This is a genomic window from Agriterribacter sp. (assembly GCF_035444585.1).
In the GTDB taxonomy this organism is placed as follows: Bacteria; Bacteroidota; Bacteroidia; order Chitinophagales; family Chitinophagaceae; genus Agriterribacter.
The window spans coordinates 1-15,465 of record NZ_DAOMOZ010000111.1 but is presented as its reverse complement, the minus strand read 5'-3'; the positions used below and the strand labels follow the sequence as shown (position 1 = coordinate 15,465).

Below are 15,465 nucleotides of genomic sequence, written 5' to 3'. Positions count from 1 at the left end.
CCGGATACCAAAGAAGGATTTCTCGGCATAAGGGTAGCACGACAGCTCGAATTGCCATCGGATGAAGAGCTTACTTTACTGGATGCGCAGGGCGTTCCCACTAAAATAAAAGCCCTGTCAAACGAAGGCATTACCGGCAATTACAGGAGCAGCGGGGGCGTTACAGGCGCGGAGGTATGGGGCACAAGAGCCCGGTGGATGGATCTGTACGGAAGCATCGGCGATGAAAAAGTTTCGGTGGTGATCTGCGATCATCCCCGCAATATCAATTATCCCACCTACTGGCACGCCCGCGGGTACGGCTTGTTTGCCGCAAACCCCTTTGGCGTAAAAGATTTTACAAAAGAAAAAGAGGCGCTCCATTATTCCCTTGCAGAAGGGCAGTCCGTAACATTCAGGTACCGGTTTGTGATCAGCTCGGGGCAACAGCTCACAGATGAAGTCATTAACAATTATGCGGATGCATTTGTAAAACGATATGAGTAACAGCTAAAATGGATTCCTCCTTCGGAATGAGAGGCAATGGTTGTTGGAATGACAGTCTGTGGTTGCCTGGATGACATGCAGTAATGTTGGGTTGAATGTATAGTGCAGAAGCTGACCTCTTGTTCCACTGCTTGTCATGCTGAGCCCGCCGCTGCGGCGGAGCGAAGCATCTGGGTTGTGAATGAGGTCTGTAATAAAATGACCGGGGCGAAGTAGATTCCTCCTGCGTGAATGACAGGCAATGGTTACCGGGATGACAAGCAATGGTTGTTGGTATGTCAATCCGTGATCGTTGGAATGACAGTCTGTGGTTGCCGGATGACAGGGGCCATTTTTGGAGGGGAGCATTAATTAAGCCTGCCTTTCGCTTCGGATTTGAAACCTGTTCTGTATATTCCCTTCGGATTTAGGGCTTCTGACTTCGGAGTTGAAATTCATTGCTCTGTATTTCCCTCGGATTTAGGGCTTCTTGCTTCGGATTTGAAATTGTTATTCAGTTACCCAAAGACTCCTCTCTGCCACAATATCAAGACATAGCTTTACGAATATGATATAAATGTAAAGTTATTGCTGTACTTTAAATTTTGATAAGTCAGGTATTAACTTTACTTTTGTTATGTAAAAGTAAACTTTTAACTTTACTTAATGGGTAAGAAATCATTGCAATTGCAACAGCTCAACAGCAAAATGCTGGGTTTTGCCTCTCTCCAACAGGTGGTCATGCCACCTACCGGATGGATAAAGGCCATCCGCACGGCCATTGGCATGTCTATGCAGCAACTGGGCAACAAGTTAAACGTATCCAGGCAGGCTGTGATGGATATTGAGAAGCGGGAAAAAGAAGGTTCCATTACCATCAAGTCCCTCCGGGAAATTGCCCGTGCAATGGATATGCAATTGGTGTATGGCTTTGTGCCCAGTGACGGATCATTGGATGCCCTCATAGAAAAACGGGCTACCGAACTGGCTACGCAAATTGTGATGCGGACTGCCAATACCATGAAACTGGAAGACCAGGCCAATTCAAAAAGACGGATTGAAGCAGCCATAAAGGAAAGGGCAGCAGCCATTCAAAACGAAATACCTAAAATCTTATGGGATTAGATGTAGACTACATAGACGGACAAACTCCCTTAGATGAAGAAGAGAAAGAAGGGCTGCTCATTCCTGCCATTGCTACCCGTGGTGAATTAGATGAATTTGAGCAACAAAACATTGAACAGGCCGTGCAGTGGACATTGGGCCGTTCCTTTAAGCCGGATACGGTTTTTACTGAGGATTTTGTTCGGACTGTGCATAAACGCATGTATGCCGATGTGTGGGCATGGGCAGGTGAGTTTCGCAAAACCAACAAGAGCATTGGCACAGACAAATGGCAAATACCCACCGAATTGCGGCACCTGCTCGATGATGTGCGATACTGGCACGAACACAGTACCTACCCACCCGATGAAATTGCCGTACGGTTCAAGCATCGCATTGTAAGCATTCATTGCTTTGCCAACGGCAATGGCAGGCATAGCCGCCTGATGGCCGATATTATCATTGAAAAAATCTACAGGCAGCCGGTGTTTACCTGGGGAACGGCCAAATTATCCGGCCAAGGCGATGCCCGTGCAACATACCTCCGGGCCGTGAAAGCAGCCGATAAAGGCGATTACCGCCTGCTTATGGCCTTTGCCCGCTCCTGACATCTCCCTCTCTCCCTGCATCTCCAAGCTCCCCCCGCTATGCAAAAGTTTGCAGCCTGGTTGTGGCTATTTTTTCTTCTCTCTTTTGCCCGTGCAAAACGAAGCCAAAAGCCGGTCCGTCTGAAATCACAGTAGCAAGGCGGCTTAATCAGGGCGTTCCACGAAAACGGGCTGTTTCGTTACTTTTTTCGCAAAAAAGTGACAAAGAAAAAAATAGCAAGTGACATCCGTGGCTGAATGTATAGTGCAGAAGCTGACCCTCTTGTTCCACTGCTTGTCATGCTGAGCCCGCCGCCGCGGCGGGGCGAAGCATCTGGATTGTGAATGACGGCTGTAATAAAATGACCGGAGTGAAGTAGATTCCTCCTTCGTGCCAATGACAGGCAATGGTTGTTGGAATGACAGGATCTGTTTTCGGAGCGGAGCATTGATCAAGCCTGCCTTTCGCTTCGGATTTGAAACCTGTCCTGTATATTCCCTTCGGATTTAAAGCTGCTGACTTCGGATTTGAAATTCATTGCTCTGTATTTCCCTCGGATTTAGGGCTTCTTGCTTCGGATTTGAAACTCCCTGGTTCATGTTATTTGTTATTTGGTTCTTATTGCTTTGCATTTCAATATACTTATTTTCCAAATTTTTTCTTCAGCGCGCTCAGTGCATCCGTGAGTGAAGCACCTGATAAATCGGGAGCTTTTTCTTTCTTTTCAAATGACCGGGCATTGCCTTTACGGAATTCATTTCGTTGGGGCGCTTCCTGCGTTTGTTTAATGGAGAGGGCTATTCGTTTGCGTACCTGGTCAACTTCCAGCACTTTTACCTGCACCTTGTCGTTGAGCTTTAATACTTCGTTGGGATCCTGTATATATTTATGCGCTATTTCCGACACGTGCACCAGCCCGTCCTGCTTTACGCCAATGTCAACAAACGCCCCAAAGCGGGTAAGATTGGTAATGATGCCCGGCAATACCATGCCCGGCTGCACTTCCTCGATGCTGTAGATGGATGCAAATTCAAACTGCTGCACTTCGCTGCGGGGGTCCAGCCCGGGTTTTTGTAATTCTTTTAAAATATCCTGTATAGTATGCTCCCCGAACTGTTCGCTGATGTATTGTTTTGGGTTGATGTCTTTAACCAGGGCTTCATTTCCTATCAGCGTTTTTACATCAACCTTCCTGTCGGCTGCCATTTGCTGTACCAGCGCGTACGCTTCGGGATGCACAGCGCTGCCGTCTAATGGGTCATCGCCTTCCTTGATGCGCAGAAAGCCTGCACATTGCTCATATGCTTTTCCGCCGAGACGTGGTACTTTAAGCAACTGGTTGCGGTTGGTGAAGCCCCCGGTTTCATTCCTGTATTTAACAATGTTATCGGCGAGTGTGCTTCCAATACCGCTTACATACGACAGCAAATGCCTGCTTGCCGTATTGAGGTTTACCCCTACCTGGTTCACGCAGCTTACCACCGTCTGGTCTAACTTTTCCTTCAGCCTGAACTGGTTCACGTCGTGCTGGTATTGTCCCACGCCTATGCTTTTGGGATCAATTTTTACCAGTTCCGCTAAGGGATCCATTAAGCGGCGGCCTATACTAACGGCGCCGCGTACCGTAATATCATGGTCGGGGAATTCTTCCCTTGCAATTTCGGAAGCGGAATAGATGGAAGCGCCGTCTTCATTCACTAAAAAAACCGGCAGGCCAAGCCCAAGCTTTTTAACGAACTGTTCGGTTTCCCTGCCTGCCGTTCCATCGCCGATGGCGATGGCTTCAATGTGAAAATTTTCCACCAGTTGCCTGATGGTATGCTCCGAACCGGTCAGCCTGCCCGGCTCATGGATATAGATCAGGTCATTCTTTTTTAATGCCCCTTTTTCATCCAGGCACACCACTTTGCAACCGGTACGGTAACCGGGGTCAATAGCCAGCACTCTTTTTCCGCCCAGCGGGGAGCCCAATAACAATTGTTTTAAATTTTCCGCGAACACATTGATGGCTTCTTCATCTGCCCGTTGTTTGAGCAGGGTCCTGAATTCCGTTTCTAATGCGGGTTGCAGCAATCTCCGGTAAGCATCCTTCACCGCTTTTCTTACCTGGGCGCTGCTTTCGCTCATGCCTTTTGCATACAATGCCTCCATTTGCTCAACAGCCTGCTCTTCTTCGGGCGCAATGGCAATACGCAATACGCCTTCCACAAAACCCCGCAGCACAGCCAGTGCACGGTGGGAGGGCACTTTCATTACCGGTTCGCTGTAGTCAAAATAATCTTTAAACTTGATACCTTCCGTTTCTTTATCACTCACCACTTTACTCTGCAGCGTGGCTTTGTGTTCAAACAGCTTCCGCATTTTGGCGCGGAGCTGCGCGTCTTCATTTACCTGCTCGGCAATGATATCCCTTGCGCCTTGTAATGCCTCATCAACGGTTTTTATTTTTTCATTGAAATATTTTTCTGCTTCAGCCGTGAGCCCTGTATCTTTTTGTTCGAGGATAAGCAAAGCCAGTGGCTCCAGCCCGTTTTCCCTGGCTACCTGCGCTTTCGTTCTGCGTTTGGGCTTATAAGGCAGGTAAATATCTTCCAGTTCGGCGAGGGTGGATGCATCGTTCAGCCTTTGCTGCAATTCCGCCGTCATTTTTTCCTGCCCGGTAATGGATTTCTCTATAGCTGTTTTTCTTTCCGTAAAGGCTTTGAGCGCTTTGGACTCATCTTCAATCTGCTGTATCACTACTTCATCCAAAGCACCGGTCTTGTCTTTGCGGTAGCGGGCAATAAAGGGAATGGTAGCGCCCTCTTCGAGCAGGGCCAGCACGGTTTCCGCCTGCTGTGTGCGGATATTTAATTTTGTTGCTATAAGTGGTGCAAATGTTGTCATACAGATGCGAAACTAATGGCTGCAACTGAAAACAAAAACTTGGAAAAATGAGTGGGTTTAAGTAAGGAGATACAAAGCTCCAGGATCCAAAAAACAAGATCCAAAAAACAAGAACCAAATAAACCTCAAATTTCAAATTTCAAATTCCAAATCCGCGATGCGGTCGGCACCTGACGAAAGGAAGGTCAGTCCGCATCGGGAGAAAAACAAATCACAAGATCCAAAAAACAAGAACCAAATAAATCTCAAATTTCAAATTCCAAATCCGGCGATGCGGTCGGCACCTGACGAAGGAAGGTCAGTCCGCATCGGGAGAAAAACAAATCACAAGAACCAAAAAACAAGAACCAAATAAAATTCAAATCCAAATACTCAAATTCGAAATCCCGCGATGCGGTCGGCACCTGACGAAAGGAAGGTCAGTCCGCATCGGGAGAAAAACAAATCACAAGAACCAAAAAACAAGAACCAAAATAAATTCAAATCCGAATACTCAAATTCTAAATCCGAAGGGTGATTCCAACGATAAATCACAAACGATAAACCACAAATTAAAAATCCGTGACGCACTCACCACTGACTACTGACTGCTGACTACTCACTACTCACTAAAATTCACCATTTGCTGCGGATTGGTTTCAGCGAAGCGGTATATCATATCGCGAATAAAATCATTGTCGTGGTATGGCGTTAAAATCTTTTTCAGTCTTGCAATCTTTCTCATCTTCATTTCCCGCGGCACATAACCCATGCCATAAAATTTTCCTTTCTCGATCAGTAAGCAGCTTTGCTGCCCTTCTTCAACCCCTTCGCCCAACACCGCAAAAGTAGGCAGCTCCTCATACAGTGTTTGCAATGCCTGTTCTACACGCCGGTTGTATACAGCCGGGTCATCATATTGGTCTGCAGCTTCACCTGTATCCCGGGTCTTGTCTACAAAGCAAAGCGTTGGTGAAAGCCGGTGCCGCTCTATCATCTTCCACAGCAGGCGGTAGCCTTCCCACAGCAATCCGAACGTATGCACAGGACGAAGGTGCTTTCGTTTCCGTTCAATGGCCAAACGCGCATACCCCCGCTGGTCTTCAAAAACATATAAGCCATACTGAAGGCTTACCTGTTTGCGGCTGGTATTGTACACGGGCCATAACCGCTTGATCTCGGTTTCTTCCAGCACCGCCGCCATCAGCTCGGTTCCGCAAAGCTGGTAGCTTATATCATGCACATTGCGTATGAATTCCTGCTTTTGCCTGCCGGCGCCGTTATGCGTAAAATGACTGCTCACCCGTTTTTTTAAATTCTTCGCTTTTCCCACATACACCACTTTACCTTTTTGATCCCTGAAATAATATACGCCCGGTTTCCGCGGTAATTTTTCGATTTGCTCCTTCGGGAGGTGCAGCGGCAGGTACTGTTCTTTAGATGATCTTTTAAGGAATTGTTCAATATGCGGCTGAGCATTATTGCGCAGCAGCAGCTCAAACAACCTGACGGTTGCCCATGCATCGCCGCCGGCGCGGTGCCTGTTTTCGATAGGGATCTGCAGGGCGCGGCAAATATTACCCAGGCTGTAGGAAGGAAGCGTGCTGAACACTTTGCGGGTGAGCCTCACCGTACATAATTTTTTTGTATTGAGCTCATAGCCGCATTGCTGCAACTGGTGCTTCAGAAAGGAATAATCAAAGTTTACACTGTGGGCGGTAAATATTTTATCGTTGAGGATTGCAAACAGTTGTGGCGCCACTTCTTCAAAAACAGGAGCGTTGGCTACCATTTCATTGGTAATGCCGGTCATGGTTTGAATGAAATAAGGGATGGTTTGCTGCGGGTTGATCAGTGTTTCAAAACGATCAATGATTTTCAACCCATCGTGCACAAAAATGGCGATTTCCGTAATGCTGTTGGATGCTGCATACCCGCCGGTTGTTTCTATATCCACTATTGCATAGATCAAGGTACTCCGTTTTACCGTTTATCTAAAGGTAAAATCCTTTGGTCATTTTTGCATTAATCGTTCAAAAAATATTGATTATCAGTCACAAACAAAACATATACCACATGATATGCACAATAAGCCTGCGGGGAACAATAAATTGAGCAAAATACAATTGAAAAGGCGTAACTTCGGGTTGTTAGGGAATAACATATACAGTACCTTTTACTGTATCCCGGCCTCGAAACAACATCGTCTGTATTATCCATCCCCTCCTTTGAAAGCTTTGTATGATCCGGTCCTGATTTTTTCATCTTAAAATCATCAATTATGAAGCTTTTTAACTCATTACATGTAGGTGAAGGTGCAAAAATCGCTATGATTGTTATTCTGGTGTATGCAACGATTGCGGTTATCACTTACCTCTCCTGGTAAAATTATTTGCCCTGGTAAAAGCACTTTCCTGCCTGGTCGGGAAAGTGTTTTTTTGTGCGCCTCACCCCGGCCCTCTCCACCGCCGTGGAGAGGGAGACTGGGAGATCTTAGCGGAGCGGTGCAACACCCGAAGCCAGGCATTTGATGCGATATGTTGCTCAACCACTCACCTTTCACTACTGACTTTTCACGTTTGATCTCTACCTCTCACTTCTGACCTCTCACCTCACCATTCACCCTCAAATATGCTTACCTTTGCCAGCTTTATGGAGGAACTCAGCAAAAATTATGAGCCTGCGTCTGTTGAAGAAAAATGGAGCAGACACTGGAAAGAAAAAAAGTATTTTAAAAGCCTGCCCGATGGCCGCAGTCCTTTTACCGTGGTTATTCCCCCGCCCAATGTTACGGGGGTATTGCATATGGGGCATACGCTCAATGAAACAGTGCAGGATATCCTGGTGCGCAGGGCGCGTATGAAGGGTTTTAACGCCTGCTGGGTGCCCGGCAGCGACCATGCCTCTATTGCCACAGAAGCCAAGGTGGTGGGCATGCTTAAAGAAAGAGGAATTGACAAGAACAGTTTAAGCCGGGCCGAATTTTTAAAATATGCCTATGAATGGAAAGAAAAGTTCGGCGGTATCATTTACAGCCAGATAGAAAAACTGGGCTGCAGTGTTGATTGGGACAGGGTAACTTTTACCATGGACGATGATTATTACAAAGCCGTAATGAAGGTATTCGTGGACCTGCACAATAAAGGACTGATCTACCGCGGCGCAAGGATGATCAACTGGGATCCCTCGGCGCAAACGGCTTTGAGTGATGAGGAAGTAGAGTATAAAGACCTGCAGGGGAAATTATACTATATACGGTATCGCCTTACAGATGAATCGGGAAAAGAAATAACACATCCGCTAACCGGGGAAAAAGGTATCGTTATCGCCACCCAGCGCCCCGAAACCATTATGGGCGATACGGCTGTATGTGTTAATCCTAACGATGAACGTTATGCGCATTTAAAAAATGCAAGGGCCGTTGTTCCGCTCATCAACCGCAGTATTCCCGTTATTTTTGATGACTACGTTGACCCGGCTTTTGGTACCGGCGCCTTAAAGGTTACTCCGGCCCATGATATCAATGACTATAATCTGGGATTAAAGCACAACCTCGGAGTGGTGGATACGCTGAATGCCGACGGTACATTAAGTGAAGCGGCGCAAATACATGTGGGAGAAGACCGTTTTGCCGCCCGTAAAAAGATCATAGCCGGGTTAACAGAAAAAGGGTTCATCGTTAAAGAGGAAGAATATGCTACCCGCCTTGGGTATAGCCAACGCACAGGGGTTGTGGTAGAGCCGCGTATTTCAACGCAGTGGTTTTTAAAAATGAAGGACCTTGCCGGACCTGCTTTAAAAGCGGTGCTTGAAGGCGGGATCACCATCCATCCCGGCGATAAATTCCTGGCTACTTATAAGTACTGGTTAGAAAATGTAAAGGACTGGTGCATCAGCCGCCAGTTATGGTGGGGGCAGCAGATACCGGCATGGTATGATGACAAAGGCAATGTGGTGGTTGCCGAAAACGAAGAAGCCGCTAAAAAACTATACACCGAACAGTATGGCGAAAGCGACAGCGATACCGTACTAACGCAGGATGAAGATGTGCTCGACACCTGGTTCTCCTCCTGGCTTTGGCCCATGGAGGTGTTTAAAGGCATTTCCAACCCGGGCAACAAAGACATCGCATATTATTATCCCACTTCTGTATTGGTAACAGGGCAGGATATTATTTTTTTCTGGGTAGCCAGGATGATCATGGCGGGACTGGAATACAATAAAGAAAAGCCGGTTGAAAAAGCCATTCCTTTCAGGGATGTATATTTTACCGGCATGGTGCGGGATAAATTGGGAAGGAAGATGAGTAAGCAATTGGGCAATTCGCCCGACCTGCTGAAGCTCATTGAAGTCTATGGTGCAGATGCCGTTCGCTTCGGCATTATGATCTCCTCGCCCGCGGGCAATGACCTGCTGTTTGACAATGCTTCTTTAGACCAGGGAAAATTTTTCAACAACAAATTATGGAACGCGCTGAAACTCGTAAAGATGTGGGGGGAGAAAACGGATGTATCGCTGCCCGTTACTGACCGGTTTGCAACACAATGGTTCGAAAGCAGACTGTATGAAGTAAAGGCTGAAGTGGAAAAATTATTCTCGGAATTTCGCCTGAGCGAAGCGCTGAAAACCCTTTACTCCCTGATATGGGATGATTTCTGCAGCTGGTATCTTGAATGGGTGAAGCCTGGTTTTGATCAGCCCGTTTCGGCGGATGTATACAACAAAACGGTAGCTTATTTTACGGAGCTGCTGCAACTGCTGCATCCGTACATGCCGTTTATTACAGAAGAAATATACCATTTGCTGGTAGAAAGAAAAGAAGATCTGTGCATAAAGCAGCTTGCGCCTGTTGGCGGTTCAGATGCTGCATGTCTTGGTGAAGGTGAACTGCTTAAGCAGGCCATTACTGCACTCCGTGATGCGAGGGTTAAGAACAGGATCAGGCCTAAAGAAGAAATAAGCCTGCATATAGAAACCGCTAATCCGGATAAATACAATAATATCCGTTCTATACTGGGCAAGCAGGTAAATGCCACTGTCATTCATATTGCCGGTACTGCCGAAAAAGGAAATATCAGCCTTGTGATAGGTAAGGACAAATTTCATATTCATTCAGCGCTTCCTGCCGATCATGCCGGGCAAAAAGCGCAGCTGGAAAAAGACCTCGCGTATCAAAAAGGCTTCCTCGCATCTACAGCAAAAAAATTAGGCAACGAACGCTTTGTGCAAAATGCCAAACCTGAGGTAGTGGAGCTGGAAAGAAAAAAACTGGCCGATGCGGAGGCTAAAGTCAAAGCGATAGAAGAAAGCCTGGCAAGGTTGGATTGATGAATTTGAAATTTGGGTTTGAGATCTGCTGAGGTCGGCACCTGACGAAGGAAGGTCAGTCCGCAGCTTCGGATTTCGGATTTTAGTATTCGGATTTGAATCCCCTTCGGATTTGGTTCTTCCGGCTTCTGATTTTGATTGGTTATTTGTTATTTACTTCATTGGGATTTGCTGCTTTCGATTTTACTATAAATGCTTTGTATTCCCTTCGGATTTCGAATTTTCGGCTTCGGATTTAATTTGGTATTTGTTTCTTGTGATTTAAGTCTCCCAATACATCTTGTTAAAATGTACCACGCCCAATATACCCGCTAAACCCATCCACGCTCTACCCGTCCATATACAAACTCATCTAAAATTTACCATTATGAAAGCCATGTACAAAACACTCGTGCCGGCCGTTTTAACGGGTTTCTTATTCAGTTCCTGCGCAGCGCAGTCGCGGGTGATCGTTGCCGAAAGGCCGGCTGTTGTTCACGTAATGATCCCGCCGCCCCCGTTCCCCGGCGCTGTGTGGATACCGGGACATCATGTAAAACAGGGTGGAAGATATGTGTATGTATCACCCCGTTATGTACACCCGCGCCACGCAAAGCGATGGAAAAAATCAGTTAGGCATTCCCGTTATGATGTGCATGTACGGGAAAAAAATCACTACCACAAAAACGGAAAAGGCAGGCACTAAGGCACCCACTTTCGGCTTTTCGTTCAAACTCTTAATGCATGCATAGCGTCCGTGCAGGGATCTTCATTAAAGCCATTGTAGGGAGGCATGATCCCTGCGCGGGATATCCGGTGAAATCCTACCCTGCACGCAATAACAATGGTTGTAAAAATTCCCGGAGTGACAATCAAATAGTACTTTCAGCTAGTGGAACTTACTTATACGGATCTCCACAGATTCGATCAATATGGAATTATTTAGATAATACATGGCAGTTTTATCAGACTCGTCTCTTAAAAGAGCAGCCTCAATATCATCCTTTGAAAAAACGGCTTTACTGGATTCATCCAAATCCTTGAGTATAAAAGTTGGAATGTATAATGTCACTTTCTTGTTCCTTAATATTTCCGTGTGCATCTGGGGAAACAGAAAATCCCAATTAACTGAGAATTTATCATACCTGATTTTTCTCATCGCCGCCGCTATCGCAGTATCACTACATTGAACAGATACGCTATCAATCTTTCTTTTTTCGTTTAAATGAACGCCGAGCATTACCAGGGCAGGCACACGAGGCAATATTTCATCCATGATTTCGTCTGTATTGAAAATACTTTTCAGTACAGAACCCGCCAGTTCTTTATGCTCCAACATACTAATCTGCCCGTGAACAGAACAAGTCCGGCCACTGAAAAATACAAAGACAATAAATATATATGTAAGTCTTAACATAAATCCAATTGTTATATTATATCAGACTTAATTCCTCATCCGTACCCTTAATACATACATGTCTGCAGTAATGTACAGCGTTTGGTCGTTATCGGCCAGCGCTACATTGCTGCAGGCTTCCGGAACAGCTATTTTTCCAACAAGCTTCCCCTCACTATTGAATACCCATATACCGCCCGGCCCGCTTGCAAAAACATTGCCCTGCTTATCAACCTTTAAGCCATCCGGTAAACCTTTTTCTTTTTTGGAGGCTTCGGTTGCGTCATACATTAATCTTTGGTTATAGAGACTGTCGTTCCCGTCTATATCAAACATATACCATACCGGGTTTTGCGGGTCGGAGTTGGCTACGATGAGTGTTTTTTCATTGTTGGTAAATGCAATTCCATTGGGGCGGCTGATCGAGTCCGTTAGTAAGCTCACTTCGCCTTTGCTGTTTACTTTATATACACCCTGGAAAGGAATTTCCTTTGCTGGATCATCCATTGCTTTTTCGAGCCCGTAAGCGGGATCGGTAAAAAACAGGTCGCCGTTGCTCCTGTATACCGCGTCATTTGGACTGTTGAATTTCTTTCCCTGGTAGTTATCGGCCAATGAAATAAACGCCGCTTCAGGCGCATTCAGCGGTGCATCCATCATCGCCATGCGCCTGTCGCCATGGTGGCACATCACCAGTTTGCCTTCTTCATTCAGCAGCAGTCCGTTGGAGCCGGGTTCGCCGGTTCGGGGTGTGGCGCCGGTATAACCCGAAGGCGTAAGGTACAATTCCCTGCCTTTGGCTTCCGTCCATTTAAAAATTTTGTTGGGGGGAATATCGGAGAACAGCAGCATTTTTTCACTTTCTACCCACAGCGGACCTTCCGTCCAGTCGAAGCCTTCCGCAATTATTTCAATCTTGGCGCCGGGTGTTATGATCTCTTCCAGTGAAGGATCCAGTTGTTCAATAGACCCGATGGCTTTGAAGGAGGAGGATCCGTTACAGCTAAAGGCGAGCGCTGCTGTTAATACGGGAAAAATGATCTTATGCATAAGCAATTTTTTTTGCATAATGAAGATATTATTAATTTGACTATAATGTAATGTGCCGGCAAATAAAAACAGCAAATGATTTTTGAGCGGGCTATGAGTATACATTGTTATTTTTATCCTCCAGATAATACTTATAATGATGAGAAATAAGATCATATCCTGCCTTGCCCTGGGTTTGCTGTTGCAGCTTTCCGGGTTCGCTCAGCATAAAATAGAAAACATTATTGTTGTAACTACCGACGGGTTGCGCTGGCAGGAGCTTTTCACCGGGATGGACAGTACACTGGCGAACAATGCTGCATTCAATCAAAATCAAAAAGATTACCTCTATCAAACCTACTGGCATGAGGATCCTGCGGAACGGCGAAAAAGGCTGCTGCCCTTTATATGGGGGCATTTTGCAGCAAACGGGCAATTATACGGCAACCGCACTTATAATAATTTTGCAGATGTTACCAATCCGCACTGGTTTTCTTACCCGGGCTATAATGAAATGTTTACCGGTTATGCCGATCCTGCTATTAATATCAACAGTTATCCGGATAATCCGAACCTGAGCGTCCTGGAGTTCATCAACAATCAGCCCGGCTATAAAAATAAAGTGGCAGCTTTTGGATCATGGGAAGCATACGACCGGATATTGCGTAAAAAAACCAGCGGGTTTCCCGTGATGGCGGCTTTTGATACGATAGACTGGAAAAACGCCACTTATACAGAAAAGATAATTAATGCGATGAAGCAGGATTGGCACAAGCCCAATGATGATCATGGATGCCCTGATGTTTTTACCCATTACCAGGCAATGGAATACCTGAAAACCAGGCAACCAAAGGTTTTATACATTGCATACCTCGAGACAGATGATTGGGCGCATGCAGGAAAATACAGCTATTATCTTAAAGCCGCACACCAGGTAGATGCCTGGTTGCAGGAACTCTGGCATTTTATACAAAGCACACCGGCTTACAAAAATAAAACGGCGCTTCTGATAACAACCGACCACGGCAGGGGCGATATCAATAAAGCGCAATGGACGGGTCATGGCAGTAAAATTGAAGGCGCCGGCGAAATATGGATCGGAGTAATGGGACCAGGCATCCCCACAAAAGGAGAAGTAAGAACAGCCATGCAGTTGTATCAAAAGCAGATAGCGCAAACGATAGCCGCTCTGTTGTCGTTCAATTTTACCGCAACACACCCGGTAGCGCCGGCTATTCAGCAGGTCAAAGAAAAATAATAATACCCCCTTTATGAGAAAAGGTCTCTTTACCCTGATTTTATTTTTGTCCGCTGCGATCGTTTTTTCACAACCGGCACCGGCACCGCTTCCTGAAACAAAATATAAGCTGGTTGTTATTGCCCACAGGGGTAACCATGTTAAAGTGCCGGAAAATACGGTTGAATCTGTAAAAGAAGCGATAAAAAGCAAATCCGATTATGTAGAGATTGACCTGCGCACTACGAAAGACGGGCAGCTTGTTATTCACCACGACGCTACTGTTGACCGCATGACCAATGGCAATGGTAATGTAAAGGATCTTACCCTTGCGGAAATACAGCAACTGAAAGTGGCCGATAAAAACAAGCCAACAAAAAAAACATACCGCATTCCAACTTTCAGCGATGTACTGAAAGTATGTAAAGGAAAGATCAATATTTACCTCGATTTTAAAGATGCCGGTGTAACCGAAGCCTACAGGCAGATACAGGCAGCCGGTATGGAAAAGCAGGTTGCCGTATACGTTAACAGCATACAACAGTACAAAGAGTGGAGGAACACGGCTCCGGGCATTCCTTTAATTACCAGCGTCATTGAAGAAGTAAAAAACAAAGACCAGTTGGCTTTTTTCCTGTCGCAGGGAACCATTGAAGTGCTGGATAATATCAATGAAAAGGAAATGGTAGCAACAGCCAATGACAACGGGGTAGCGGTATGGCTGGATGCACAGGGCGATCATGAAGGAACAGATGAATGGAACAGGGCCCTGCAAAAAGGGATACAGGGGATCCAGACCAACAACCCCGGAGCCCTGATCGCTTATCTGAACAAAAGCGGTTTGCGCAACGGGCTGGGGAAGGATCTTGCCAAAGAAGATCCTTATGCAAAATATAAAAAGAAAGCGTACCGGGAATTAAAGAATATAAAATACGGCAAAGCTCCGGGTGATGAAAACATGTTCGATGCCTATTTCCCAAAAGAGATGCAGCCCAATGCCAGGGTAATTGTGTATATACATGGCGGCGGGTGGACCGGTGGCGATAAGGAGGAATTTCCCAAACAACTGGTTGAAGAACTGGTGGGCAAACGCGGTTACCTGGTGGTTTCCATGAATTACCGGTTGGTGAAAAACGGCAACGACCGATTCCCGGCGCAAATTGAAGATGTAAAGGAAGCGCTGGCATTTATATCAAAAAATGCAAAGAAGTATGAATACAACGGGAACGAATACGCGTTGATGGGCGGCAGCGCCGGCGCGCATTTGGCCATGTTGTATGCCTATGGATACGATGATAGGAAGCAGGTGAAAACGGTGATTGACCTGTGGGGTCCAACAGACCTTACAGACAAGACGGTAAGGCCCGAAGGCAGCGACGTGGATAAAGCGGTGACCAACTTTTTGGGAGAGAAAGACGTGCAAGCGCAGATCACAAAAGATGCCAGCCCCGCTTATCGCCTTACAAAGGAAACT

Annotated in this window: 11 protein-coding genes; 7 read left to right on the top strand and 4 right to left on the bottom strand. The window is 46.1% G+C overall.

Annotation, left to right across the window (positions count from 1 at the left end; all coding sequences use genetic code 11):
* The 3 genes from PLH26_RS12685 to PLH26_RS12675 form a co-directional block, all read left to right on the top strand.
* The coding region (locus tag PLH26_RS12685) for a DUF6807 family protein (protein ID WP_324586396.1) at nucleotides 1–486 on the top strand (486 nt) is incomplete at its 5' end.
* A gap of 645 nt (nucleotides 487–1,131) precedes the next feature.
* Nucleotides 1,132–1,590 (top strand): mobile mystery protein A, encoded by a 459-nt coding sequence (locus PLH26_RS12680; RefSeq protein ID WP_324586395.1) that lies wholly within the window; start codon nucleotides 1,132–1,134, stop codon nucleotides 1,588–1,590.
* On the top strand, nucleotides 1,581–2,177 hold the full coding sequence (locus PLH26_RS12675) for a mobile mystery protein B (protein WP_324586394.1): 597 nt from the start codon (nucleotides 1,581–1,583) through the stop codon (nucleotides 2,175–2,177). Before PLH26_RS12680 ends, PLH26_RS12675 begins: the two co-directional genes overlap by 10 nt.
* Before the next feature lie 622 nt (nucleotides 2,178–2,799).
* On the opposite strand, the gene PLH26_RS12670 is transcribed toward PLH26_RS12675, so the two are convergent.
* Both PLH26_RS12670 and PLH26_RS12665 read right to left on the bottom strand, forming a co-directional pair.
* Nucleotides 2,800–5,043, bottom strand: a complete 2,244-nt coding sequence (locus PLH26_RS12670) for a Tex family protein (RefSeq protein ID WP_324586393.1) — start codon at nucleotides 5,041–5,043, stop codon at nucleotides 2,800–2,802.
* A gap of 601 nt (nucleotides 5,044–5,644) precedes the next feature.
* The gene (locus PLH26_RS12665; RefSeq protein WP_324586392.1) at nucleotides 5,645–6,994 is read right to left on the bottom strand and encodes an exonuclease domain-containing protein; all 1,350 of its coding nucleotides are present in this window, start codon (nucleotides 6,992–6,994) and stop codon (nucleotides 5,645–5,647) included.
* Nucleotides 6,995–7,653: 659 nt separating this feature from the next.
* Here PLH26_RS12665 and PLH26_RS12660 point away from each other — a divergent pair.
* Nucleotides 7,654–10,350 carry a valine--tRNA ligase gene (locus tag PLH26_RS12660; protein ID WP_324586391.1) on the top strand — a complete coding sequence of 899 codons (2,697 nt, stop codon included), beginning with the start codon at nucleotides 7,654–7,656 and terminating at the stop codon, nucleotides 10,348–10,350.
* A gap of 367 nt (nucleotides 10,351–10,717) precedes the next feature.
* Complete coding sequence (locus PLH26_RS12655; RefSeq protein WP_324586390.1) at nucleotides 10,718–11,035, top strand: hypothetical protein; 318 nt, start codon at nucleotides 10,718–10,720, stop codon at nucleotides 11,033–11,035.
* A gap of 183 nt (nucleotides 11,036–11,218) precedes the next feature.
* On the opposite strand, the gene PLH26_RS12650 is transcribed toward PLH26_RS12655, so the two are convergent.
* Both PLH26_RS12650 and PLH26_RS12645 read right to left on the bottom strand, forming a co-directional pair.
* Complete coding sequence (locus PLH26_RS12650; protein WP_324586389.1) at nucleotides 11,219–11,746, bottom strand: hypothetical protein; 528 nt, start codon at nucleotides 11,744–11,746, stop codon at nucleotides 11,219–11,221.
* Between the two features lie 27 nt (nucleotides 11,747–11,773).
* The gene (locus PLH26_RS12645) at nucleotides 11,774–12,775 is read right to left on the bottom strand and encodes an SMP-30/gluconolactonase/LRE family protein (protein ID WP_324586388.1); all 1,002 of its coding nucleotides are present in this window, start codon (nucleotides 12,773–12,775) and stop codon (nucleotides 11,774–11,776) included.
* A 136-nt stretch (nucleotides 12,776–12,911) separates the two neighbouring features.
* Between PLH26_RS12645 and PLH26_RS12640 the strand changes: the two genes are divergently transcribed.
* Together PLH26_RS12640 and PLH26_RS12635 are read left to right on the top strand one after the other, a co-directional pair.
* A complete protein-coding gene (locus PLH26_RS12640; protein WP_324586387.1) occupies nucleotides 12,912–14,012 on the top strand; it encodes a hypothetical protein in 1,101 nt (366 codons plus the stop codon).
* A gap of 13 nt (nucleotides 14,013–14,025) precedes the next feature.
* A partial coding sequence (locus tag PLH26_RS12635) for a glycerophosphodiester phosphodiesterase family protein (protein ID WP_324586386.1) occupies nucleotides 14,026–15,465 on the top strand: 1,440 nt, incomplete at its 3' end.

Bases quoted from the DNA above. Each gene is read 5' to 3' on its own strand.
- PLH26_RS12670 (WP_324586393.1), bottom strand. From the start codon at position 5,043: ATGACAACATTTGCACCACTTATAGCAACAAAATTAAATATCCGCACA.
- PLH26_RS12655 (WP_324586390.1), top strand. From the start codon at position 10,718: ATGAAAGCCATGTACAAAACACTCGTGCCGGCCGTTTTAACGGGTTTC.
- PLH26_RS12680 (WP_324586395.1), top strand. From the start codon at position 1,132: ATGGGTAAGAAATCATTGCAATTGCAACAGCTCAACAGCAAAATGCTG.
- PLH26_RS12660 (WP_324586391.1), top strand. From the start codon at position 7,654: ATGCTTACCTTTGCCAGCTTTATGGAGGAACTCAGCAAAAATTATGAG.
- PLH26_RS12650 (WP_324586389.1), bottom strand. From the start codon at position 11,746: ATGTTAAGACTTACATATATATTTATTGTCTTTGTATTTTTCAGTGGC.
- PLH26_RS12640 (WP_324586387.1), top strand. From the start codon at position 12,912: ATGATGAGAAATAAGATCATATCCTGCCTTGCCCTGGGTTTGCTGTTG.
- PLH26_RS12645 (WP_324586388.1), bottom strand. From the start codon at position 12,775: ATGCATAAGATCATTTTTCCCGTATTAACAGCAGCGCTCGCCTTTAGC.
- PLH26_RS12675 (WP_324586394.1), top strand. From the start codon at position 1,581: ATGGGATTAGATGTAGACTACATAGACGGACAAACTCCCTTAGATGAA.